Annotated in this window: 15 protein-coding genes; 9 read left to right on the forward strand and 6 right to left on the reverse strand. The window is 63.8% G+C overall.

Translation table 11 applies throughout. The features are described from left to right. Positions 1–161: 161 nt before the first annotated feature. The 4 genes from CJU94_RS16880 (at position 162) to CJU94_RS16895 (ending at position 5991) form a co-directional block, all read left to right on the forward strand. Positions 162–1697, forward strand: coding sequence for a collagen-like triple helix repeat-containing protein (locus CJU94_RS16880; protein ID WP_095420407.1), 1536 nt, complete (start codon positions 162–164; stop codon positions 1695–1697). A gap of 178 nt (positions 1698–1875) precedes the next feature. Then, a complete protein-coding gene (locus CJU94_RS16885) occupies positions 1876–3261 on the forward strand; it encodes a collagen-like triple helix repeat-containing protein (protein WP_095419660.1) in 1386 nt (461 codons plus the stop codon). Positions 3262–3543: 282 nt separating this feature from the next. Further along, positions 3544–5253, forward strand: coding sequence for a ShlB/FhaC/HecB family hemolysin secretion/activation protein (locus tag CJU94_RS16890; protein WP_095419661.1), 1710 nt, complete (start codon positions 3544–3546; stop codon positions 5251–5253). 252 nt (positions 5254–5505) lie between these two features. After that, on the forward strand, positions 5506–5991 hold the full coding sequence (locus CJU94_RS16895) for a DUF2147 domain-containing protein (protein ID WP_095419662.1): 486 nt from the start codon (positions 5506–5508) through the stop codon (positions 5989–5991). 231 nt (positions 5992–6222) lie between these two features. On the opposite strand, the gene CJU94_RS16900 is transcribed toward CJU94_RS16895, so the two are convergent. From CJU94_RS16900 to CJU94_RS16920, 5 genes are all read right to left on the reverse strand, one after another. Then, positions 6223–6771 (reverse strand): transposase, encoded by a 549-nt coding sequence (locus CJU94_RS16900; protein ID WP_208645324.1) that lies wholly within the window; start codon positions 6769–6771, stop codon positions 6223–6225. A gap of 61 nt (positions 6772–6832) precedes the next feature. Beyond that, positions 6833–7930, reverse strand: a complete 1098-nt coding sequence (gene zapE, locus CJU94_RS16905; RefSeq protein ID WP_095419664.1) for a cell division protein ZapE — start codon at positions 7928–7930, stop codon at positions 6833–6835. 89 nt (positions 7931–8019) lie between these two features. After that, positions 8020–9450 (reverse strand): dihydrolipoyl dehydrogenase, encoded by a 1431-nt coding sequence (lpdA, locus tag CJU94_RS16910; RefSeq protein ID WP_095419665.1) that lies wholly within the window; start codon positions 9448–9450, stop codon positions 8020–8022. 150 nt (positions 9451–9600) lie between these two features. Continuing rightward, a complete protein-coding gene (gene odhB / locus CJU94_RS16915) occupies positions 9601–10887 on the reverse strand; it encodes a 2-oxoglutarate dehydrogenase complex dihydrolipoyllysine-residue succinyltransferase (RefSeq protein WP_095419666.1) in 1287 nt (428 codons plus the stop codon). Positions 10888–11027: 140 nt separating this feature from the next. Then, positions 11028–13889, reverse strand: a complete 2862-nt coding sequence (locus tag CJU94_RS16920; RefSeq protein WP_095419667.1) for a 2-oxoglutarate dehydrogenase E1 component — start codon at positions 13887–13889, stop codon at positions 11028–11030. 591 nt (positions 13890–14480) lie between these two features. Between CJU94_RS16920 and CJU94_RS16925 the strand changes: the two genes are divergently transcribed. Next, a complete protein-coding gene (locus CJU94_RS16925) occupies positions 14481–15503 on the forward strand; it encodes a hypothetical protein (protein WP_157763760.1) in 1023 nt (340 codons plus the stop codon). 165 nt (positions 15504–15668) lie between these two features. On the opposite strand, the gene typA is transcribed toward CJU94_RS16925, so the two are convergent. After that, positions 15669–17495: a translational GTPase TypA gene (typA, locus tag CJU94_RS16930; RefSeq protein ID WP_095419669.1), complete on the reverse strand. Its 1827-nt coding sequence runs from the start codon at positions 17493–17495 to the stop codon at positions 15669–15671. A 318-nt stretch (positions 17496–17813) separates the two neighbouring features. Between typA and CJU94_RS16935 the strand changes: the two genes are divergently transcribed. The 4 genes from CJU94_RS16935 (at position 17814) to CJU94_RS16950 (ending at position 22813) form a co-directional block, all read left to right on the forward strand. Then, positions 17814–18332, forward strand: a complete 519-nt coding sequence (locus CJU94_RS16935) for a MarR family winged helix-turn-helix transcriptional regulator (protein ID WP_095419670.1) — start codon at positions 17814–17816, stop codon at positions 18330–18332. A gap of 49 nt (positions 18333–18381) precedes the next feature. Next, a complete protein-coding gene (locus CJU94_RS16940) occupies positions 18382–19890 on the forward strand; it encodes an efflux transporter outer membrane subunit (RefSeq protein ID WP_095419671.1) in 1509 nt (502 codons plus the stop codon). 81 nt (positions 19891–19971) lie between these two features. Continuing rightward, positions 19972–21219 (forward strand): EmrA/EmrK family multidrug efflux transporter periplasmic adaptor subunit, encoded by a 1248-nt coding sequence (locus tag CJU94_RS16945; protein WP_095419672.1) that lies wholly within the window; start codon positions 19972–19974, stop codon positions 21217–21219. A 31-nt stretch (positions 21220–21250) separates the two neighbouring features. After that, positions 21251–22813: a DHA2 family efflux MFS transporter permease subunit gene (locus tag CJU94_RS16950; RefSeq protein WP_095419673.1), complete on the forward strand. Its 1563-nt coding sequence runs from the start codon at positions 21251–21253 to the stop codon at positions 22811–22813. Positions 22814–22863: the final 50 nt, after the last annotated feature.

Raw genomic sequence — 22863 nt, forward strand, 5'->3', positions numbered from 1 at the left:
CGATTCAGTGCGCACTCCATCGACTTCTCGTCAAGCCTTATCGGATAAGGCGCAACGCGACACCGGGAAATAATCCTTCGCATTGCTCAGTTGAAATGGCACGGCTCGTGCAGAGACAGGCACGCAGCAATATCCAATAACACATGCGATGCGAGGGCGACATGAACATTCAAACGACCAACACGACGATACGGACAACCCTGATTGCGGCCGGCGTAGCCGCAATGCTTTCTCTCGGTGCTTGCGGCGGCTCCGGCAGCCTGAGTTCCGGGACCGGCAGCAGCGGTAGCGGCTCCGCCGGCGGCACACTTTCCACCTCCGGCGGCAGCGGTTCGATGGGTTCGGGGGGGGCGGGGTCGGGGTCGGGGTCGGGGTCTAGCTCGGGCTCGGGCTCGGGCTCGGGCACCACCACCGGCAGCAACGGCTCGGGCACGTCCGGCACGGGAACCGGAACGGGCACGGGCAGCGGAACGGGCACGGGAACGAACCCCACCGCGGTCGCCAACGCGCTCGGCACGGTGGCTGGCAACACGGGCGGCGTGGTCAGCGACGTCGGCTCGACAGTCGGCAGCATCGGCACTGTGATCGGCTCGCAGACCGTGCCCGGCGTCAGTTCGCAAACCACCCAGGCCGCCGGCGGCATCGTGCAGCAAGTCGGCGCGGCCGTGTCCACGCTCGGCGGCGGCGTGTCGCAAGGGCTCGGGCAACTCGGCACCGGCGGCAACGCGGTCGGCACGACGGTCGCGAGCCTGGGCGGCGTCGTCGGTCATGTCGGCGGCGCTGTGACGGATGCGGGCAACCTCGTAACGAGCCTCGGCAGCGGCCCGCTCGCTCCGCTGTCGGCGATCACCTCGCCGCTTGGCGGCGTCGTCAACACGCTCGGCGGCGCGGTCACCAACGGTGGCGGCACGCTCACCACCGCGCTGTCGACGGGTCCGGTCCAACAGGTCACGCAAACGCTGAGCACGGCAATCACGCCGATTACGTCGATGGTCGCCGCGACCACCCAGACGGTCGGCAACACCACCGGTCTCGGCGCGCCGCTGAACGGCCTGCTCTCGACGGTCGGCGGCGGTCTCGGCAAGGCTGGCGCGCTGCTGAGCGCGACCGGCGGCAACCCGGTCACGGCAGCACTCGGCCATACGGTGACGGATACCGGCACGACGGTCGCTTCGGTGGGCGGCCTGCTCACGGGCGGCAGCGGCGGCAATCCCCTCGCGCCGCTCACCAGCGCCCTCGGCGGCCTGACCGGCGGCACCACCAGCAGCCCGCTCGCGCCGCTCACCGGCGCCCTCGGCGGGCTGACCGGCGGCACCACCAGTGGCCCGCTCGCGCCGCTCACCGGCGCGCTCAGCAGCGTGACCGGCGCGGTTGGCGGCGCCGCGAGCGGCGGCAGCCCGCTGGCACCGGTGACCGGTCTCGTCTCGAGCGTGACGAGCGGCCTCTCCGGCGCGGCCGGCGGCAGCAGCGGCCCGCTCGCTCCGGTCACCGGCTTGCTGGCGGGCGTCACCGGCGCGCTCGGCAGCGTCACGACCGCGGCAACCGCCACGCCGACCACCACCACGGCCACCGCCTCCACCAGCTCAGGCGCCGGTCTGTCGCTGTCCACCAGCACGGGCAAGAGCACGACGGGCAACCCGCTCGCGCCGGTGACCTCGCTCGTCGGCGGCCTGCTCGGCGGGTTGGGCAAGAAGTAAGCGGCACGCTCGGGGACAGCAAAAAGAACGAAGCGCGAGACCCAGCCTGAGCGCGGCCCGCCAGCCGCGCTCAGGCGCTACCCGAGACCTGGCTGGACTGGGCCGCGCCGCTCAGACACCCATTGCAACGGCGCACCGGAACCCACGCACACGACATCCAGAAAACTTGGAGGAGCACATGTCCACTCAACGTTTCTTTTCTCTGCACACGACGTGCGCGACCGTGTCGTCGTTGCGCACGCCGTTGATCGCCGTGGCGGTCGCCGGCATGCTCGCCGCCTGCGGCGGCAGCACCGTCAGCGCGCCGCCGACCACTTCGAGCACCGGTAGCGGCAGCGGCTCGGGTTCCACCACCACGGGCAGCGGCACCACCAAAACGGGCACCACCGGCCTCGCCACCGCGGCCGCACAGACCACCAGCGACCTCGGCTCGACGATCGCCTCGCAGACCATTCCGGGCCTGAGTCCGCAGGTCACGCAAGGTCTCGGCAACGCCGTGTCGAGCACAAGCGGCACGCTGAGCGCGCTCGCCAATGCCGTGAGCAGCGGCGTCGGCCAGACCGGCACGACGGCCAATCCGGTCGGCACCACGGTCGCCGGCCTCGGCTCGGTGGTCGGTTCGACGAGCGGCGTCGTGCAAGGGCTGAGCACCGCGGTCGGCGGCCTGGGCAGCGGCAATCTCGCGCCGCTCTCGCCGCTTACGACACCGCTCGCCAGCACGCTCGCCACCGCGGCGGGCGCCCTGAACGCCGGTGGCGCGACGCTCGGCAATTCGCTCGGCTCCGTGCCCGTGCAACAGATCACCCAGCCGATCAGCACCGCCATCACGCCGATCGTGACGACGGCCGGACTCGTCACGCAGACGGCCGGCACGCAGACCGGTCTCGGCGCACCGCTTGGCGGCGTGCTCGCGCAAGTGGGCGGCGCGTTGAGCTCCGCCGGCTCGCAAGTGGGCGGCGCCACGAAGAATCCGCTCGGCGCCGATCTCGGCACGGTGGTCGGCTCGCTCGGCAACACGGTGACGAACGCCGGCGGTCTCGTCAATCCGAACGGCCCGAATGGCGCGCTGCCGATTCCCGGATTGATTACGAGTCTCGTGGGCAGCGCGAATGTGAACGTCGCCGATGGACCGCCCGCCAGCAGCAACCCGTTCGGCCCACTGCAAAGTTCGCTGGCGAGTCTCGGGCTCGGCGGCAATCCGGTCGGCTCGCTCTCGACGCTGCTCGGCGGCACGCCGCTCGCCGGGTTGACCTCGGCGCTGAGCGGCACGCCGCTGGGTTCGTTGACGTCGGGTCTTAACAGCACGCCGCTGAGCTCGCTGACTTCGACGCTGGGCGGCTCGGGTAGCGCATCGAATCCGCTCTCGACGCTCACCGGCGCGCTTGCCGGCGTCACGAACGGCACGTCGGGCGGCGGCGCTCAGGCGCTCGCGCCGGTGACCGCGCTGGTCGGGCAGTTGACCGGCACGCTCGGCTCGGCGGCAGGCTCGACGAGCGGCTCGAGCTCGCCGACGAGCGGCTTGACGACCCTGCTCGGCGGTGTGCTGCCGGCAAGCCATAAGTAGCAAACCTAACTGTTTTAACGCATCGAACGCATCGGCCATCGCCTGAGACTTGCTCGAGGCAAGCTCGTCGGATGGCGCATGAGACTGCGAGTCAGGCAATGCGCATAAGCCATCCGACTCATCACGTGCTCCGGTTTCTTCTGCCAAGGCTCAAGCGCCACGGAGCATGTGACGTAATACATGCAAGCACGGCAGTATGCATCGAGCCACCTATAAGCGTTCGCAATCCGCCCGGCCAGGCGACGCGCGCGCGACACAAGAACGGCATACGAGGAAAATCCGATGAAACTCGGGTATCGCAGCACCAGGACCGTCGTACTCGCTGCGATTGCGGCGAGCACCCTGCAGATGCAGGCACACGCGCAGTCCCGCCCAGGCAGTTCGGCCGTCGGCGGCAATCCCATGGATTCGCTCCCGCAGATCAAGGCGCCCGACAAGGGCCCGAACGTGACCGTGCAGGTCGCACCGCAAGCTCCCCAACTCGAGGCATTGCTCGCCCGCCACATCACGCCCTCGCGCATTCAGGTCGAAGGCGTGAAGTCCATTCCATTCGACGAAGTCGCACAACGCTTCACGCCGCTCGTCGGCAAGGACACGACGATCGGCGATCTGATCCAGGTCGCCAACGGCGTCACAAAGCTCTATCAGGAGCGCGGCTTCGCGCTGTCGTTCGCGTTCATTCCGGCGCAGACATTCGAAGGCGGCGTGGTGCGCGTAACGGTGGTGGAAGGCTACGTGTCCGCGGTCAAGGTAACGGGCAAGGCCGGCGCCGTGGAGGACAAGATCCGCGCGATCGCCGACCACATCACCGCCGACCGCCCATTGCGGCGCGCCACCTTCGAGCGTTATGTCAACGTGCTCGGCCTGCTGCCGGGCGTGAAGGTCGCGGCTAACGTGCCGCCGCCGCAGAACACCGACGGCGCCACTACGCTCGAACTGAACGTGGAGCGCAAGCCGTTCGACGTGAGCACCGGGATCGATTTCAATCATCCCGGTGTGCAAGGATTGTTGACCGCCACCGAAAACGGACTGACCTCCTTCGGCGAACAGTTGAGCGTGTCGGCCTTGTTGCCGAAGGGGCGTGACAACGTCACCTATCTCGCCGCCCACGGCGCGGTGCCGATCGGCAGCAACGGGCTGCTCGCGAAGATCGACGCCTCGCACTATCGCGGCAATCCGACCGACAATCCCGGACTTCCGTCTTCCATCGAACGCACGGTCATCAATGACAAGATAGGCGGCTCGCTCGCGTATCCGATCCTCTTGAGCAACACGCAAAGCGTGATCGGCACGGCCTCGGTCTACGCATCGCACGATGAGGATCGCTACAACAACCACGATACGGGTGCGCAGCTCGGTTTCCGTTCGCAAATACGGGTCTTGCAATTGCAGGCCGACTATACCGGCGTGCAGACCGGCCAGGTACGCCGCGCGAGTGTCAACGTGGCCAAGGCATTCGACATTCTGGGCGCATCGAAATCCGGCGACTCCAATGTGCCGGGCTCGCCGGTCACCAATCCCGCTTCGATCAACTTCGTGCGCACCGGCGCCAGCTTTTCGCAAACCAATGAGTGGCCCCTGAAGATCGGCACTGCGGTCTCGCTGACCGGTCAATACAGCGGCGTGTCGCTGCCGACTTCGGAACAGATCTCGTTCGGTGCGCAGCGCTTTGCGCAAGGCTATCAACCGGGCGAAGCATCGGGCGACTCGGGCTGGGGTGCGATGTTCGAAGTCAATCGTGCGTTCACGCCGGGCCTCACGTATCTGCGCACGCTCACGCCCTACGTGTCGTTCGACATGGCGCGTGTCTATCTGCATGCAGGCACGCCCTCGCCTTCGAGGCTCTCGTCGATCGCGTTCGGCTTCCGGATCTCGGACGCGAAGTACTACAGCCTGGATCTGTCGGTGGCCAAAGCGATTGGCGATGCGCCGGTGGAAAGCGCGTCACGCAGTCCGCGCATCAACGCGACGTTCTCGTATCAACTGAACTGATTCAACAGAGTGCCGCGGCCTGATTAGAGGGTCCACTATCAAACGACGCGCGCACTTTCACGTATTCTGCGCAGACGATGTTGCGACCGGCGGCGCGCAAGCCGCGTTCCGCCGGTCGCGCACCGAACCGGGAACCTGAGAGCCCAGACAGGCATCACCAGGCATCATGGCGGCCGATGTCCGAAGACCGCCCGAGACGCCAATAACGCCGCGCGACCATGATCGCGCCGTCTTTAATCAAGGAGGAAGACAATGATCCCATTCACCCAACGTGTTCGCGCAATCGCGCTTCGCTCGGTCAAACAAGCCGCGATGGCCGGCGTACTGCTCGCCAGCGCCGTGACGGCCATGGCGCAGGCCGACAGCCCGGTCGGCACCTGGCAAACCATCGACGATCACACCGGCCAGCCGAAAGCGCTCGTGCAGATCGCGCAGGACGGCAACGGTTCGCTCAACGGCAAGGTGATCAAGGGACTCGGCGCGAACGACCAGCCGGATCGCCGCTGCACGGCCTGTACCGACGCGCGCAAGGATCAACCGATTCTCGGCATGACGATCATCAGCGAGATGAAGAAGGACGGCGACGCCTGGGACCACGGGCAGATTCTCGACCCGGAAAACGGCAAGGTCTACAAGTGCAAGATGCACCTGGAAGAGGGGGGAAACAAACTGGTGGTGCGCGGCTATATCGGCGTGTCGTTGCTGGGCCGCTCGCAGACATGGGTGCGTCAGCAATGATGCGCGGGTAGTTCACGTTCGGCGGACTGAGGCCGCTGTGAGGCGCCCTCCTCTGCGCCGAAGCGCCGGGGCTTCTGGCAGACCCCCCGGCGCTTCGGCGAGAAACGCAACAAACGCCGAAAACGCAACAAAAAATGCCGGAGGCGCTCGGGCCGAGAGTCCCGCGAGAGCGGGCCCGCCGCCACAATCGTCCGGCCGTTTCTTTTGCTCGAAGTCGCCCGGCTGAGCCGGTCATGCAGCGTGTTTGAAGGGCGAATGGAACGCGAACGGTGACGACGGCAGCGGCTGAGGCGATGCCGGGCTGAACACCGCGGGCGCGACAACCGGCGCCTTTTCCGATGCAGCGCTCTTCTGTTCCGCATTCACGTGCGAACGCATACGACCTTCCATCAGCGCGCACAGCTCTTCGCTCGCCGCACCGAACAGTTGCTCCATCACGCGTTTGAGGACACCGGATTCATACCACGCCTTGAAGCGGCGATGGCAGGTCTGATAGGAAGGGTATCGACGCGGCATGGCGGACCAGGTGGCGCCGCTGTACATGACCCACAGCACGCCATTGAGCACCGAGCGCGTATTGGCGAGCGGCCGGCCACGCAGTTCCGAGCGCGGACGCAACTCCGGCAACAGTGGTGCGATACGTTGCCATTCTTCGTCGTTGATATCACGGTGGGGATTCATGGTTTCTCCTTTATCAAAACCTCGATAAAAGATATCCAGTCGTCCGCGGCCGGAAAATAAGACCAGTCCGAATCTTGAAAATACGTCGGCTGAAGACACCCCGTCGGCCAACGCTATTCGATCTATCGCGAAAGCACTGCCGGCCGTGTCACCCGATGCCTCAGGTCAGCGACGTATCGACGATCCGCCGTGGCGCGTCGAGATACTCCTTCGACTGCATTTCGACGATGCGCGAGACCGTGCGCGTGAATTCGTTGGCCATCGGACCGTCCACATACAACTGCTCGGGCACCACCGCGGCGGACATCAGCAGCTTCACTTTATGGTCGTAGAACACGTCGATCAACCAGGTGAAGCGGCGCGCTTCCGAAGCCATGCGCGCCGACATCTGCGGCACGCCCGAGAGCACCACGGCGTGAAAGCGGCTTGCCAGTTCCAGATAGTCGTTCTGCGAGCGCGGACCGCCGCACAACGTGGCGAAGTCGAACCACACCACGCCGTCGGCGCGGCGCAGCGCCTTCAACTCGCGCTTTTCGATATGCAGGATCGGGCTTTCGTCCGGAACCGCGGCAAGGCGGCCGAATGCGTCGCGCAACGCCTTGTCGGCGGCGGCGCCGAGCGGCGAGTGATACACCTCCACTTGAGCCAGCGTACGTTGCCGGTAGTCGATGCCCGCGTCGACGTTGATCACGTCGAGCTTTTGCTTGATGAGTTCGATCGCCGGCAACATCCGGTCGCGATGCAGGCCGTCCGGATACAGCGTGTCCGGATCGTAGTTGGACGTCATCACGAACTGCACGCCGTTTTCAAACAGCTTGTCGAGCAGTCGGTACAGGATCATCGCGTCGGCGATATCCGACACGTGGAATTCGTCGAAACAGATCAGGCGGTAGCGTTTGGCGATGCGGCGTGCGAGTTCGTCGAGCGGATCGGCCGTGCCCTTGAGTTCCTCCAGTTCGCGATGCACTTCGCGCATAAACTCGTGGAAATGCAGACGCGTTTTGCGCTGCACCGGCACGATCATATAGAAGCTGTCCATCAGGAAGCTCTTGCCGCGCCCTACACCGCCCCACATATACACGCCGCGCGGCAGATCCGGGTGGATGATCAGTTTCTTGAACGCATTCGAGCGGCGCGACTTGTATTCGGTCCACTCTTCATAGCACCGCTGCAGACGGTCGACCGCCGCGCGTTGCGCCGGGTCCGATTGGTAACCCCGCGTCTGCAGTTCTTTTTCGTAGTATTCGGTGACGTTCATCGTGTTGCTGCAAATAGAAAGGCGGGAGGGAGTGAACCCGCCCGCCTTCGTGGTAATGCCGGAGTACTGTCAGTCAGGCGTGCGCGTGATTACATGTTCAGCGCGCGCTTGTCGACGGCCAGTGCCGCCTCGCGCATGACTTCCGACAGCGACGGGTGCGGATGGCAAATGCGGCCGATGTCTTCCGACGCCGCCTTGAATTCCATCGCCACCACGGCTTCCGCGATCAGGTCCGATGCGTTGGCCGAGATGATGTGCACGCCGAGCAGTTCGTCGGTCTTCGCGTCGGCGATCATCTTGACGAAACCATCCGCCTTGTTGATGCCAAGCGCGCGGCCGTTCGCCATGAACGGGAACTGGCCTGTCTTGATCTCGCGGCCTTCAGCCTTCAGTTGCTGTTCCGTCTTGCCGACCCATGCGATTTCCGGTTCGGTGTAGATCACCCACGGAACGCAGTTGTAGTCGATATGCGGTTTCTGACCGTCGATGATTTCGGCGACCAGCACGCCTTCGTCTTCAGCCTTGTGCGCGAGCATCGGGCCACGCACCACGTCACCGATCGCGTACACGTTCGCCACAGCCGTCGCGCAATGGTCGTCCACGTCGATGAAACCGCGCTCGTTGGCCTTCAGGCCGATCGCTTCGAGACCGAGGTTGTCGGTGTTCGGCACGCGGCCGATCGACACGATCAGGCGGTCGGCTTCGAGCTTCTGCGCGTTGCCGTCCTTGTCCGTGTAAGCGATCGTCACGCCGTTGTCGGTCGTCTTCACTTCGCCGACCTTCACGCCGACATGGATGTCCAGACCCTGCTTCTTGAACTGCTTGGCCGCTTCTTTCGCGAGCGCCTGGTCAGCCGCGCCGAGGAATTCCGGCAGCGCTTCGAGCACGGTCACTTCCGCGCCCAGACGGCGCCACACCGAACCCAGTTCCAGACCGATCACGCCTGCGCCGATCACAGCCAGCTTCTTCGGAGCCGTGTCGAAGCTCAGCGCGCCTTCGTTGTCGGCAACGATCCTGTTGTCGACCGGAATGTTCGGCAGGTGGCGTGCCTTCGAACCCGTGGCGATGATCACGTTCTTCGCCGTGACCACTTCGGTTTCGCCTTCGCCGCTCACTTCGATCTGCACGCCGGCGTCCGTCTTGCCGGTGAACTTGCCGTGGCCCTTGAGCCACGTGATCTTGTTCTTGCGGAACAGAAATTCGATGCCCTTCGTCATCTTCTCGACGATGCCTTCTTTACGGGCCATCATCTTCGAGATATCGACCTTCACGTTTTCCACGGAGATGCCGTGGTCGGCGAGGTGATGCGACGCGTTTTCAAACTCTTCCGACGACGCGAGCAGCGCCTTCGACGGAATGCAACCCACGTTCAGGCACGTGCCGCCGAGCTTCAGCGTACCGGCCGGGTTCTTCCATTTTTCGATACATGCGACGGTCTTGCCGAGCTGCGCTGCGCGGATGGCGGCGATGTAACCGCCAGGGCCCGCGCCGATCACGACGACGTCAAATTCTTTGGACATGACAATCCTTTTGAGGGCGGAACGGCGCGCGGCCACGCTTCGTGGCACGCGGCGTTCCTGTACTGCGGAATGCGAAAGACGTGCTGCTTGCCTGATGCTTATATGGTGCCGACTTGCCCAACGACAAGCCGGCACCGGCCGGGCCGGTGATTACAGGTCCAGCAGCAGGCGCGCCGGATCTTCCAGCGCATCCTTCATGGCGACCAGCGACAGCACCGCTTCACGACCGTCGATGATCCGGTGGTCGTACGAGAGCGCCAGGTAGTTCATCGGGCGGATCACGATCTGGCCGTTTTCGACCACAGCGCGTTCCTTCGTGGCGTGCACGCCCAGAATGGCGGATTGCGGCGGGTTGATGATCGGGGTCGACAGCATCGAGCCGAACACGCCACCGTTCGAGATCGAGAACGTGCCGCCGGTCATTTCTTCGATCGACAGCTTGCCGTCTTTCGCCTTCTGGCCGAATTCGGCAATCTTCTTTTCGATTTCGGCGAGGCTCAGCTGATCCGCATTGCGCAGGATCGGCACCACCAGACCGCGCGGCGAACCGACAGCGATACCGATGTCGAAGTAGCCGTGATAGACGATGTCGTTACCGTCGATCGACGCGTTCACCAGCGGGAACTTCTTCAGCGCGTGAACCGCCGCCTTCACGAAGAACGACATGAAGCCGAGCTTCACGCCGTGTTCCTTTTCGAACTTGTCTTTGTACTTGTTGCGCAGGTCCATCACCGGCGCCATGTTCACTTCGTTGAACGTGGTCAGGATGGCGTTGGTTTGCTGCGACTCGAGCAGACGCTCGGCGATACGCGCGCGCAGACGCGACATCGGCACGCGTTGTTCCGGGCGGTCCTTCAGCCATTGGTCAGCCGAAGCCGGCGCCTTGACGTCCGGCAGCGACGGCTTGGCAGCCTTCGGTGCGGCGGCCGGAGCCGGTGCCGGTGCGGCCTTGGCAGCAGGAGCGCCCGCGCCCAGCACGTCGCCCTTGGTGATGCGGCCGTCGCGGCCCGTGCCGGCGACGTCGCCCGCGCCCAGACCCTTCTCGGCCATCAGCTTGCCGGCGGCCGGCGAAGCAGCGGTGTTCGCACCCGTTGCGGATGCGGCTTGAGCCACCGGAGCCGGTGCAGCGGCGGGCGCCGGCGCGGCTTGCGGAGCGGGCTTCACTTCAGCTTCGACAGCAGCGGCGCTTGCGGTGCCTTCGGTGTCGATCTTGGCGATCACCTGATCCGCCGTGACGGTGTCGCCGTCGTTCGCGATGACTTGCGCGAGCACGCCGGCCGAGGGTGCCGGCACTTCGAGTACGACCTTGTCGGTCTCGATTTCGATGAGAATTTCGTCTTGAGCAACAGCCTCGCCGGGCTTCTTCTTCCACTGCAGCATCGTGGCTTCCGAAACCGACTCGGAAAGCTGGGGAACCTTGACTTCAACAATAGCCATTATGAATATCCTGAATACGTATCGGGTGACGGCGCGCGATCCATGGACCCGTCGACCGCCTGCGAACCTTGACTGCCGCGCTGATCTTTCAGATGCGGCACGGGAAAGCGCCCTGCGCTTTCCCGGTTCGGCTCTTGTGATTATTTAGCGATCGACGCGCTCTTGAGGCGGCCGAAAGCGCCTTCGACCAGCGCCTTCTGCTGCTCGTAGTGCTTCGCGTAGTAGCCGACTGCCGGCGAGGCCGAAGCCGGACGTCCGCTGTATGCCAGCTTCTGACCTTCCTTCATGCCTTCCTTCAGGTGGTGCTCGATGTAGAACCACGGGCCTTGATTCTGCGGCTCGTCCTGCACCCAGACCACTTCGGTCGCGTTGTCGTACTTCTTCATTTCCGCTTCGAACTGCTTGTGCGCGAACGGATAGAGCTGTTCGATACGAATGATCGCGACGTCGTTCGACTTCGATTCACGGCGATGCGCGAGCAGGTCGTAGTACACGCGGCCCGAGCACACGACCACGCGCTTGACCTTCTTCGCGTCGATGGCTTCGTCGATTTCACCGAGGATCGGCTGGAACGCGCCCTTCGCCAGTTCCGACAGATCGGACACGGCTTCCTTGTGGCGCAGCAGCGACTTCGGCGTGGCGACGATCAGCGGCTTGCGGAACAGGCGGATCATCTGGCGGCGCAACAGGTGGAAGATCTGCGCCGGCGTAGTCGGTTGAACGACCTGCATGTTGTGATCCGCGCACAGTTGCAGGAAACGCTCGATACGTGCGGACGAGTGTTCCGGACCCTGGCCTTCGTAGCCGTGCGGCAGCAGCATGGTGAGACCCGAAACACGGCCCCACTTCACTTCGCCCGACGAAATGAACTGGTCGATCACGACTTGCGCGCCGTTCACGAAGTCGCCGAACTGCGCTTCCCACGCGACGAACGTATTCGGTTCAGCGGTCGAGTAGCCGTATTCGAAGCCCAGCACCGCTTCTTCCGACAGCACCGAGTCGATCACCGTGAACTTCGCCTGACCCTCGGCGATGTTCTGCAGCGGCACGTACGTGCCGTCGTTCCAGCGTTCGCGGTTCTGATCGTGCAGCACCGCGTGACGGTGCGTGAACGTGCCGCGGCCCGAGTCCTGACCGGTCAGGCGAACTGCGTAGCCCGATGCGACCAGCGACGCGAATGCCAGGTGTTCGCCCATGCCCCAGTCGAGCTTCGCTTCACCACGGCCCATCGCGCGACGGTCGTTGATGACGCGCTCGACCAGCGGGTGAACCTTGAAGTTTTCCGGAATCGTGGTGATGCGCTCAGCAAGGCGCTTCAGTTCCGCGAGCGGCACCGCGGTATCCGCGGCGTCGGTCCACTTGCGGTTCAGGAACGGCACCCAGTCCACCGCGTACTTGCTCTTGTAGTTCGAGAGCACCGGGTCGACCGTGTGATGACCTTCGTCCATCGCCTTGCGGTAGGCCTTGACGTATTCGTCGGCGTCGGCAGCCGTGATCACGCCTTGCTGCACCAGCTTTTCAGCGTACAGCGCGCGCGTGCCCGGATGCTTCGCGATGGTCTTGTACATCAGCGGCTGCGTGACAGCCGGCGTGTCCTGCTCGTTGTGACCCAGCTTGCGGAAGCAGACGATGTCGACGACGACGTCCTTGTGGAACTGCATGCGGAAGTCGATCGCCAGCTGCGTCGCCAGAACCACCGCTTCAGGATCGTCACCGTTCACGTGCAGCACCGGCGCTTCGATCATCTTGACCACGTCCGAGCAGTACAACGTGGAGCGCGAGTCGCGCGGGTCCGACGTCGTGAAGCCGATCTGGTTGTTGATGACGATGTGCAGCGTGCCGTGCGTGCCGTAACCGCGCGTTTGCGCGAGGTTCAGCGTTTCCATCACGACGCCCTGGCCCGCGAAGGCCGCGTCGCCGTGGATCTGCACCGGCAGCACTTGCAGGCCGCTGTCGTCGCCGCGGCGGTCCATACGGGCCTTGGCCGAACCTTCGACCACCGGGTTGACGATTTCCAGGTGCGACGGGTTGAACGCGAGCGACAGGTGAACCGGGCCGCCTTCGGTCGAGACGTCCGACGAGAAGCCCTTGTGGTACTTCACGTCGCCGGCCGGCAGGTCGTCGACGTGCTTGCCTTCGAATTCGGCGAACAGGTCGGCCGGCATCTTGCCAAGCGTATTGACCAGCACGTTCAGACGGCCACGGTGAGCCATGCCGATCACGATTTCCTGAACGCCGTTGGCGCCGCCGTGACGCACGACTTCGTCCATCGACGCGATGAAGCTTTCGCCGCCTTCGAGCGAGAAGCGTTTCTGGCCGACGTACTTGGTGTGCAGGAAGCGCTCGAGGCCTTCAGCGGCCGTCAGGCGGTTCAGGATGTGCTTTTTCTTGTCGTTCGAGAAGTTCGGCGTCGAACGGATCGATTCGAGCTTTTCTTTCCACCAGCGCTTCTGTTCCGGATCGCTGATATACATGTACTCGGCACCGATCGTGCCGCAGTACGTGTCGCGCAGCGCCTTGACGATCTCACGCAGCGAAGCACGCTCGAAACCGAAATACAGATTCGTTGCGCTGAACTCCTCGTCCATGTCGGCTTCGGTGAAGTCGTAGAACGCGGGTTCGAGTTCGGGAATAGCGGGACGTTCGCGGCGCTTCAGAGGATCGAGGTTGGCCCATTGCGAGCCGAGGAAGCGATATGCGCCGATGAGGGACTGCACATAGACTTGCTTTCGCGCGGTGGCGAGGTCTTCGCCGCCGGTTGCGGTGCGCGGGATGAAGGCGTTGGCCTTGGCGCGTTGCGCAAACGATTCGACGATCGGGCCATGGGCCACGTCGTTGGCATTGCTGCCATCCGATGCAGGGACGTTCTGCAACGCGTCGAAATAGCTGCGCCAGTTCTCGGGCACTGACGCCGGATTATCGAGATACGCTTCGTACATTTCTTCTACGTACGGAGCATTGCCGCCGAACAGATAAGAGTTCGACTGGAATTGCTTCATCATTTTTACGCTCACCTTTCTTCGAGTTTCTCGAGAAATAGCGGGTTACAGAACCTTCCGCGACACGGCCTGACCGTTTAGCGGATTGCGCGAATCAAGTCTTGCTTGGAAGGACCTAAAACTTTGCACCCGGGGAGCATATCACAGAACGGATAGTGCACATAGCGGACCGACCGGCGCCAGAGCCCGTCCCGACGGGTTTTGCGGGCCGTTTCGAGAATCCGCAAGAGTGCATGACGCCACGCGCAACGATGGCTTGCAAGTCGCCTGGGCCGCCTGCCAAAGCGGCCGGCAGAAAACGTGGAAGTCTCGCCTGATCCACGCCCATTCGGCAAGGCGGCAGTGTGTCGTATCGACGGGCGCTCTCGCATCCAATCGCCACCACTCAGGCGTAGTGACGGCTCATGACCCGAACTGGCGGAATTTTTCACACACTGCGTCTGCGCGATACGGTCCGGCACCGGCAGCCTGACGAGAGGAAATGCGGCTGCACGACGGAGGCGTCGCGTATCGGTATGCGGTTACTTTCGCGGTGTTTTAACACTTCAAGGGAATAGCAATATGGCATTTACCGTCCAGAGCACGAGCTCCGTCATGCAAAAACAGACGATCGAAACCAGCCCGTCTTTGGCGCCGGCAAGAACGCCGGCAGACCAACCCAGGATTTTTCCCGGCCAGATTTCCTACGGGGACACACGCACCGCGCGATATGAACGCTCGGTTAACGAGACCCGCGGCGCAACCGGCAATGGACCAGCCGAGCCTGCAAAAACAGGCTCGAACGTCGATCACAATCGGGAAAAACGCGGCCAGGTGCTGGGTGCGTGTGGAGGGTCCCGGTTCCGGGACTGCCGGGGTGGCGACGCACTTGAGGAGCATGCCGCGACGCACGTGAAATTCGATCAATTCAACCACGACAGGACGAAAGGCGGTGTCGATGGCAAGGGTAGTTGCCAAGGCATTGTTTTCGAGGCGATGCGTCGCATCGATCGTGCGACCGATAACGCGGAAACCGCCGACACCCTGCCGTCCGCAGTCCGGCATATGAACAGCGATATGGACACCCTGTCAGCGGTGAACCCCGGTGGCATTTACGACCGCATCGACAGATTCCAGGAAAGGAACAGCCGGCCCCCGCTAACGAACTATCGCCAGTCGTCGAGCGTCAATTTAAACCCTTCCGGCGACTCTTCACGCGCAGAACGCATCAATGGATTGATCGACAGCTTGGGCGACATGCCTCAAGGCGGCCTCGCATACATACGCCTCGGCATCCGGCCCGCTGCCACGATGGGCGGCCCCGAGACGAATGGGCACGCGTTGCTCGCACAGCATCTTCCGGGCGGAAGCCAATACGCCCTCTTCGATCCTAACAATGGCGTCTTCACCTATAACAATCTGGCGGATATGCAAGCCGCCTTGTCCGGATACATGCATTCAGCATTCGCGGAGGACGGGAACGCCGCCGCCCCGGACAGCGTTCATTTTTATACCCCGCCGACTGCGCGCGACTGGAGGTCAGCAATGCCGGCCACCCAAACCCCGCCGCCCGGCAGCCCTATGCCCGAACCCCGTGAATTGCTGCAACATTTTGGACTCGACCACTCCGGACTTTAAGCCCCGACCCGGACAAGTCTGGACCACCGGCCGGGAAACGCAATCTGTCACGGCCGGTGGGTAAACGAAAGGAGCCGTTCCGGGCAAGTCCGGAACGGCTCCTTTTCCATACTCACAGCGCAGAGGTCAGAAACAGCACAGCCTCAAACGCGCCCGCGATCCAACTCAGTCCACCGCGCCCTTACGGCTTGCGCTGCGGCGCTCGTGTTCCTTCAGGTAGCGCTTGCGCAGACGGATGGATTGCGGCGTGACTTCGACCAGTTCGTCGTCGTCGATGAATTCGACCGCGTATTCCAGCGACATCTGGATCGGCGGCACGAGGCGCACCGCCTCGTCCGTACCCGACGAACGCACGTTGGTCAGTTGCTTGCCCTTGATCGGGTTCACGACCAGGTCGTTGTCACGGCTGTGAATGCCGATGATCATGCCTTCGTACAGCGGCTCGCCCGGCGACACGAACATACGGCCGCGATCCTGCAGCTTCCACAGCGCGTACGCGACTGCGGCGCCGTCGTCCTGCGAAATCAGCACGCCGTTGCGACGCTCGCCGACCGCGCCTTCCTTGACCGGCTGATACGAGTCGAACGTGTGGCTCATCAGGCCAGTGCCGCGCGTAAGCGTGAGGAATTCCGACTGGAAGCCGATCAGGCCACGCGCCGAAATACGATACTCGAGACGCGTACGGCCACGGCCGTCCGACGCCATGTCGAGCATTTCGCCCTTGCGGCGACCCAGCTCTTCCATCACGCCGCCCTGGTGGCCGTCTTCCATGTCGACGGTCAGGTTTTCGTACGGCTCGTGCTTCACGCCGTCGACTTCCGTCATCACCACGCGCGGACGCGACACGGCCAGCTCATAGCCTTCGCGACGCATGTTTTCCACCAGAATGGTCAGGTGCAGCTCACCGCGGCCCGCCACTTCGAACGTGGTTTCGTCGCCGGTTTCCTTCACGCGCAGCGCGACGTTGTGGTTCAGTTCCTTCATCAGGCGGTCACGAATCTGACGGCTCGTGACGAACTTGCCTTCGCGGCCGGCCAGCGGCGACGAGTTGACGAGGAAGTTCATAGTCAGCGTCGGTTCGTCGACGGTGATCATGGGCAGCGCTTCCGGCTGCTCCGGCGCGCAGATGGTCACGCCAATGCCGATTTCTTCGATGCCGTTGATCAGCACGATGTCGCCGGCTTCAGCCGAGTCGACCTGCACGCGCTCGAGGCCCTTGAACGACAGCACCTGGTTGATCTTGCGGTTCAGAATCGCGCCGTCGGGACCCGAACGGACGGCGACCGCCATGCCGGGCTTGATGCGGCCGCGCGTGATACGGCCCACGCCGATACGGCCGACGTACGACGAATAGTCCAGCGACGTGATCTGCAGTTGCAGCGGCGCGTCCGGATCGGCCGGACGGACCGGCACGTGTTGCAGCACGGCCTCGAACAGCGGGCGCATGTCGCCTTCGCGCACGTCCGGGGTCAAGCCTGCGTAGCCGTTCAGACCCGATGCATACACGATCGGGAAGTCGAGTTGTTCGTCCGTTGCGCCCAGCTTGTCGAACAGGTCGAACGTCTGGTTGATCACCCAGTCGATACGCGCACCCGGGCGGTCCACCTTGTTGATCACGACGATCGGCTTCAGACCGAGCGCCAGCGCCTTCTTGGTCACGAAGCGCGTTTGCGGCATCGGGCCTTCGACGGCGTCGACCAGCAGCAGCACCGAGTCGACCATCGACAGCACGCGCTCCACTTCGCCGCCGAAGTCCGCGTGGCCCGGCGTGTCGACGATGTTGATGTGCGTGCCTTCGTATTCGACCGCGCAGTTCTTGGAAAGAATCGTGATGCCACGTTCTTTTTCGATGTCGTTCGAGTCCATCACGCGCTCGGCGATCTGCTGGTTGTCGCGGAACGTGGCGGTCTGGCGGAGAAGCTGGTCGACGAGCGTAGTCTTGCCGTGGTCGACGTGGGCAATGATGGCGATGTTGCGTAGGGCGCGAGTCATAGGAACCTGGAGACAGTTGAGTGCGCCAGCAAAGCAGCATTGTGTACGAAGCCAACAAAGCCCAAAGCGCACTTTTGGGAACCCAACATTATAGCACGCGCAAATGAACCTATCTGGCATTCCCTGATAGGCAGCCCCCTTCCACTTCGCGCGACGCCATGAAAGGCAACGTAAGCACGCGGCGAACCCTACGCAAAATCGCGCCGATTCTGGCTTGAGCAAGAAAAGTCCTTTGCCTAAGCTGCAATAACACTTGCCGCGTCAACGAACCGCCCACTATAATCCTGCCTAGTCAACCATTGCATTCGCACGAGAATCATGACCGAGCCGTCCTCTACACCCACGCCGGACGTCATCAGCGAGTACCAGCTAGGCGAAAGTGTCGGCTACCTGCTATCGCGCGTGAAATCGACCATGTCGAACCTGGTGAATCAGCGCAGCATGGCCGAGTTGGGCATTACCAGCCAGCAGGGCAGCATCCTGTTCATGGTGGCGAGCGGCAAGTGCCTGCTGGCAGCCGAACTGGCGCGCGAATACGGCGTCGACGCAAGCGCCATCACGCGTCTGATCGACCGTCTGGAAAAACGCGGCCTGCTGACACGGGTGCGCAGCAACGAAGACCGGCGCGTCGTGCGCCTCGCGCTGACGCCCGAAGGTCTCGCGATCGCCGCCAGAATGCCCGCTATTTTCAATAGCGTGATGGACCACCTGCTCGGCGGCTTTACCCCGGAAGAAGTTGGTTTTCTGAAGAGCATGCTGCGTCGCGTGCTCGTCAATTCCGGCGAACATACGGGACTAACCCGTGATGCAGCAAGCAATTTTGACAGTAAATCGTAAGAAATTGCTTGCAGTGTCCATCATTACATTTCACTCAAAGAGTCGAGCGATGAAATCCCTTTCCCTGCCCGCGCCCGCGCTTTCGAGCCGGGCCGCCGTCGCCGCCGCGGTGACGGCGCTCGCCCTCACAGGGTGCGCGAACTACTTCGGCATGAAAACCGACAAGCAGATCTCGTCGCCGGCCCAATACGAGTCCGCGCAGAGCCTGCCCGCTCAGGGCGGCCAGTGGCCATCGCTCGATTGGGCCAACCAGTTCGGCGACCCGCAACTGCCCAAGCTGATCGCGGAAGCGCTGGAAGGCAGCCCGTCGATCGCGCAGGCGCAGGCGCGTCTTGCCAAAGCCTCGTCGTATATCGAGAGCTCGCGCGCGGCGCTTTATCCGAAGGCCAACGCCAGCTATTCGTGGACCCGCGAACTCTTCTCCGAAAACGCGCTCTACCCGCCTCCGTACGGCGGCACCTGGTATAGCGAGAACAACGTGCTGGCGAGCGCGTCGTGGGATCTGGACCTGTGGGGCAAGAATCGCCAGCGCCTCGGCCAGGCCGTGTCGCAGGAAAAGGCCGCTGAGGCCGACATGCAGCAGGCGCGCGTCACGCTCGCCGCGTCGGTGGCGAGCACGTACAACCAGCTCGCGCAGCTGTACGCGTTGCGCGACATCGCCGCCCGTGAAATCGCCAACCGCCAGGAGATCGGCCGCATCACCAACGGGCGCGTGGCCGCCGGCCTCGACACCAATGTCGAGCGGCAAACCGCGAACGGCAACATCGCGACCACCCAGGCCAATTTGACCGACCTCGAAGGCCAGATCACGGTGGTGCGCTACCAGTTGGGCGCACTGCTCGGCAAGGGCCCGGATCGCGGCCTGCAGATCGCCGAGCCGGTTCTGACCAGGGGCGACACCGTGGTGCTGCCGAACAATCTGCCAGCCGACCTTGTCGCGCGCCGCGCGGATATCGTCGCCGCGCGCTGGCAGGTCGAAGCCGCGATGCATGACGTGAAGGAAGCGAAAGCGGAGTTTTTCCCGGACGTGAACCTCGCGGCCGGCTTCGGTTTCGACGCGTTCGGCTGGGGCCGCTTTCTCAAGGCCGGCAGCCGCCAGATGCAATTCGGCCCGGCGATTCACCTGCCGATCTTCGACGCCGGCGCACTGCGCTCACAACTGAAGGGCCGCTTCGCGGACTTCGACCTGGACGTGGCGAACTACAACCAGACGCTGATCAACGCCCTCTCGGACGTCGCGACGCAAGTGTCGTCGATCAAATCGATCGACCAGCAGCAAGGCGACGCGCAGCGCGCGCTCGACGCGTCGACCAAGGCGTACCAGCTGGCTGTGATCCGCTACAAGGCGGGTTTGTCACCGCAACTGCAGGTGCTGACCGCTGACCAGAACCGCCTCGCCGCCGAACAGACGGTGACCAGCCTGAAGATGCGCCGGCGCGATATGCAGATCGGCCTCATCAAGGCGCTCGGCGGCGGTTTCGACGCGACCCAGACCGGCCTCGTGGTGCCGACCGATGCCCCGGCATCGGCCACCGCCGCGACCGCCGCGGCCAACTGAGCGCGCGAACCACGGTCAGGCTGAACACACGCACGAACATCCGAATAAACGACGACGTTTGAGAGAACCCGGAGCACATCAATGAGCACCCCCCAGCAGCCCGCGGCTAACCAACAGCCGAATCAGCCGGCACAACCGGCGAACAACGGCAAACGCAAGCGCATGATGACGCTGCTCGTCATCGTGATCCTGATCGCCGCGATCGCTTACGGCCTTTACTACTTCCTCGTCGCGCGCTTTCACGAAGACACCGACGACGCATACGTGAACGGCAACGTCGTCCAGATCACGCCGCAAGTCACCGGCACGGTCGTGGCCGTAAACGCGGACGACACCCAGACCGTGAAGGCGGGCGACCCGCTCGTCGTGCTCGATCCGGCCGACGCCCGCGTCGCGCTGGAACAGGCTGAAGCGAATCTCGCGCAGACGGTGCGCCAGGTGCGCGGCCTGTTCGCCGACGACAATCAATACCAGGCGCAAGTGGCCGTGCGTCAGGCCGATCTGTCGCGCGCCCAGGACGACCTGAAGCGCCGTATGACGGTCGCGCAAACCGGCGCCGTGTCGCAGGAAGAAATCTCGCACGCGCGCGACGCCGTGAAGAGCGCGCAGGCCGCCGTCGACGCCGCCCAGCAACAACTGGCGTCGAACCGCGCGCTGACCGCCAACACCACGATCGCGAATCACCCGAACGTGCAGGCCGCCGCCGCGAAGGTCCGCGACGCGTACCTGAGCAACGCGCGTAACAACCTGCCGGCGCCGGTCACGGGCTACGTGGCGAAACGTTCGGTGCAGGTCGGCCAGCGCGTCTCGCCGGGCACCCCGCTGATGGCCATCGTGCCGCTCGGCGGCGTGTGGGTCGACGCGAACTTCAAGGAAGTGCAGCTCAAGCACATGCGCATCGGCCAGCCGGTCGAACTGACGGCCGACGTGTACGGCTCGTCGGTGGTGTATCACGGCAAGGTGGTCGGCTTCTCGGCGGGCACGGGTTCGGCGTTCTCGCTGCTGCCAGCGCAGAACGCGACCGGCAACTGGATCAAGGTGGTGCAGCGTCTGCCGGTGCGGATCGCGCTCGATCCGAAGGAACTGGAACAGCATCCGCTGCGTATCGGCCTGTCGATGCAAGCCGATGTGAGCATCAAGGACGACAACGGCGGTCAGCTCGGTCAGGCGCCGAACACGGTCTATCAGACCAACGTGTTCGAGAAGTACGGCGACGAGGCCGACGCGGAAATCGCTCGCATCATTTCCGAAAACGCAGGCCCGAACGGCGGCTCGCAGAAGTCGGCGCAAGCCGGCGGCGCGAAGCCTGCCGCCGCGAAGCTGATGTAAGCCGCGCGACGAATCAGACAAGGCTTCCTTAATGGCTCAGGCTCAGGCGCAAGTCCCTCATCCGCCACTCGAGGGCGCGCAACTGGTGATCGGCACCATCGCGGTGTCGCTCGCCGTTTTCATGAACGTGCTGGATACGTCGATCGCGAACGTGTCGATTCCGTCGATTTCCGGCGACCTCGGCGTGTCGTCCGACCAGGGCACGTGGGTGATCACCTCGTTTGCGGTCGCCAATGCGATCTCGGTGCCGCTCACCGGCTGGCTCACCGACCGCATCGGCCAGGTGCGGCTGTTCATGGCGTCGATCATTCTGTTCGTGATCTCGTCGTGGATGTGCGGGCTCGCCCCGACCCTGCCGTTCCTGCTCGCTTCGCGCGTATTGCAAGGCGCGGTGGCCGGCCCGATGATCCCGCTGTCGCAAACGCTGCTGCTCGCGAGCTATCCACGCGCCAAGGCGCCCATGGCGTTATCCATGTGGGCGATGACCACGCTGATCGCGCCTGTGGCGGGCCCGATCCTCGGCGGCTGGATCTCCGACAATATCTCGTGGCCGTGGATTTTCTACGTCAACATTCCGGTCGGCGCGATCGCCGCCGTGGCGACGTGGATGATCTTCCGCAATCGCGATTCGGTGATCAGGAAAGCGCCGATCGACGGCGTCGGGCTCGGTCTGCTGATCGTCTGGGTCGGCTCGCTGCAGGTCATGCTCGACAAGGGCAAGGATCTCGACTGGTTTTCGTCGACCACCATCGTCGTACTTGCGCTGGTCGCGGTGATCGCGCTCGCGTTCTTCATCGTGTGGGAATTGACGGCCGAGCACCCAGTGGTCGACCTGTCGCTCTTCAGCCGGCGCAATTTCACGGGCGGCACCGTCGCGCTATCGATCGGTTACGGGCTCTATTTCGGCAATCTCGTGCTGCTGCCGTTGTGGCTGCAAACCGATATCGGCTACACCGCGACGGAAGCCGGCCTCGTCATGGCGCCGGTCGGCCTGTTCGCGGTGCTGCTGTCGCCGATCACCGGCAAGGTGTTGCCGCGCACCGATCCGCGCTATATCGCGACCCTGTCGTTCCTCGTGTTCGCGCTGTGTTTCTGGATGCGCTCGCGCTATACCACCGGCGTCGATACCTACTCGCTGCTGATGCCTACCCTGATTCAAGGGATCGGCATGGCGGGGTTCTTCATCCCGCTGGTGTCGATTACTCTGTCAGGGCTGCCGGGTAACCGGATTCCGGCGGCGTCGGGCTTGTCGAATTTCGTGCGGATCATGTGCGGCGGCATCGGCACGTCGATCTTCCAGACCGCGTGGGATCACCGCACGATCATGCATCACGCGCAACTGGCCGAGCAGGCCAACGCGTACAACCCGGTATTCGACCAGTCGATCCGGCAGATGGGCGCGGCGGGCTTCAGCCAACCGCAGGCCTACGGTCTGTTCAACTCGATGGCGACGCAGCAGGCCGCGCAACTGGGAGTGAACGACCTGTTCTTCGTGTCCGCCGGCATCTTTGTCGCGCTGATCGCGCTGATCTGGATCACGCGGCCTGAGCGCGCCGGCGGCGATGCGGGGGCGGCGGCCGCGGCGGCGCACTGAGTTTTCAGCGCCCGTTCCCCTGGCAGTCGACATGAAAAAAGGCGGAACCG

The organism is Paraburkholderia aromaticivorans (genome assembly GCF_002278075.1).
Lineage (GTDB): Bacteria > Pseudomonadota > Gammaproteobacteria > Burkholderiales > Burkholderiaceae > Paraburkholderia > Paraburkholderia aromaticivorans.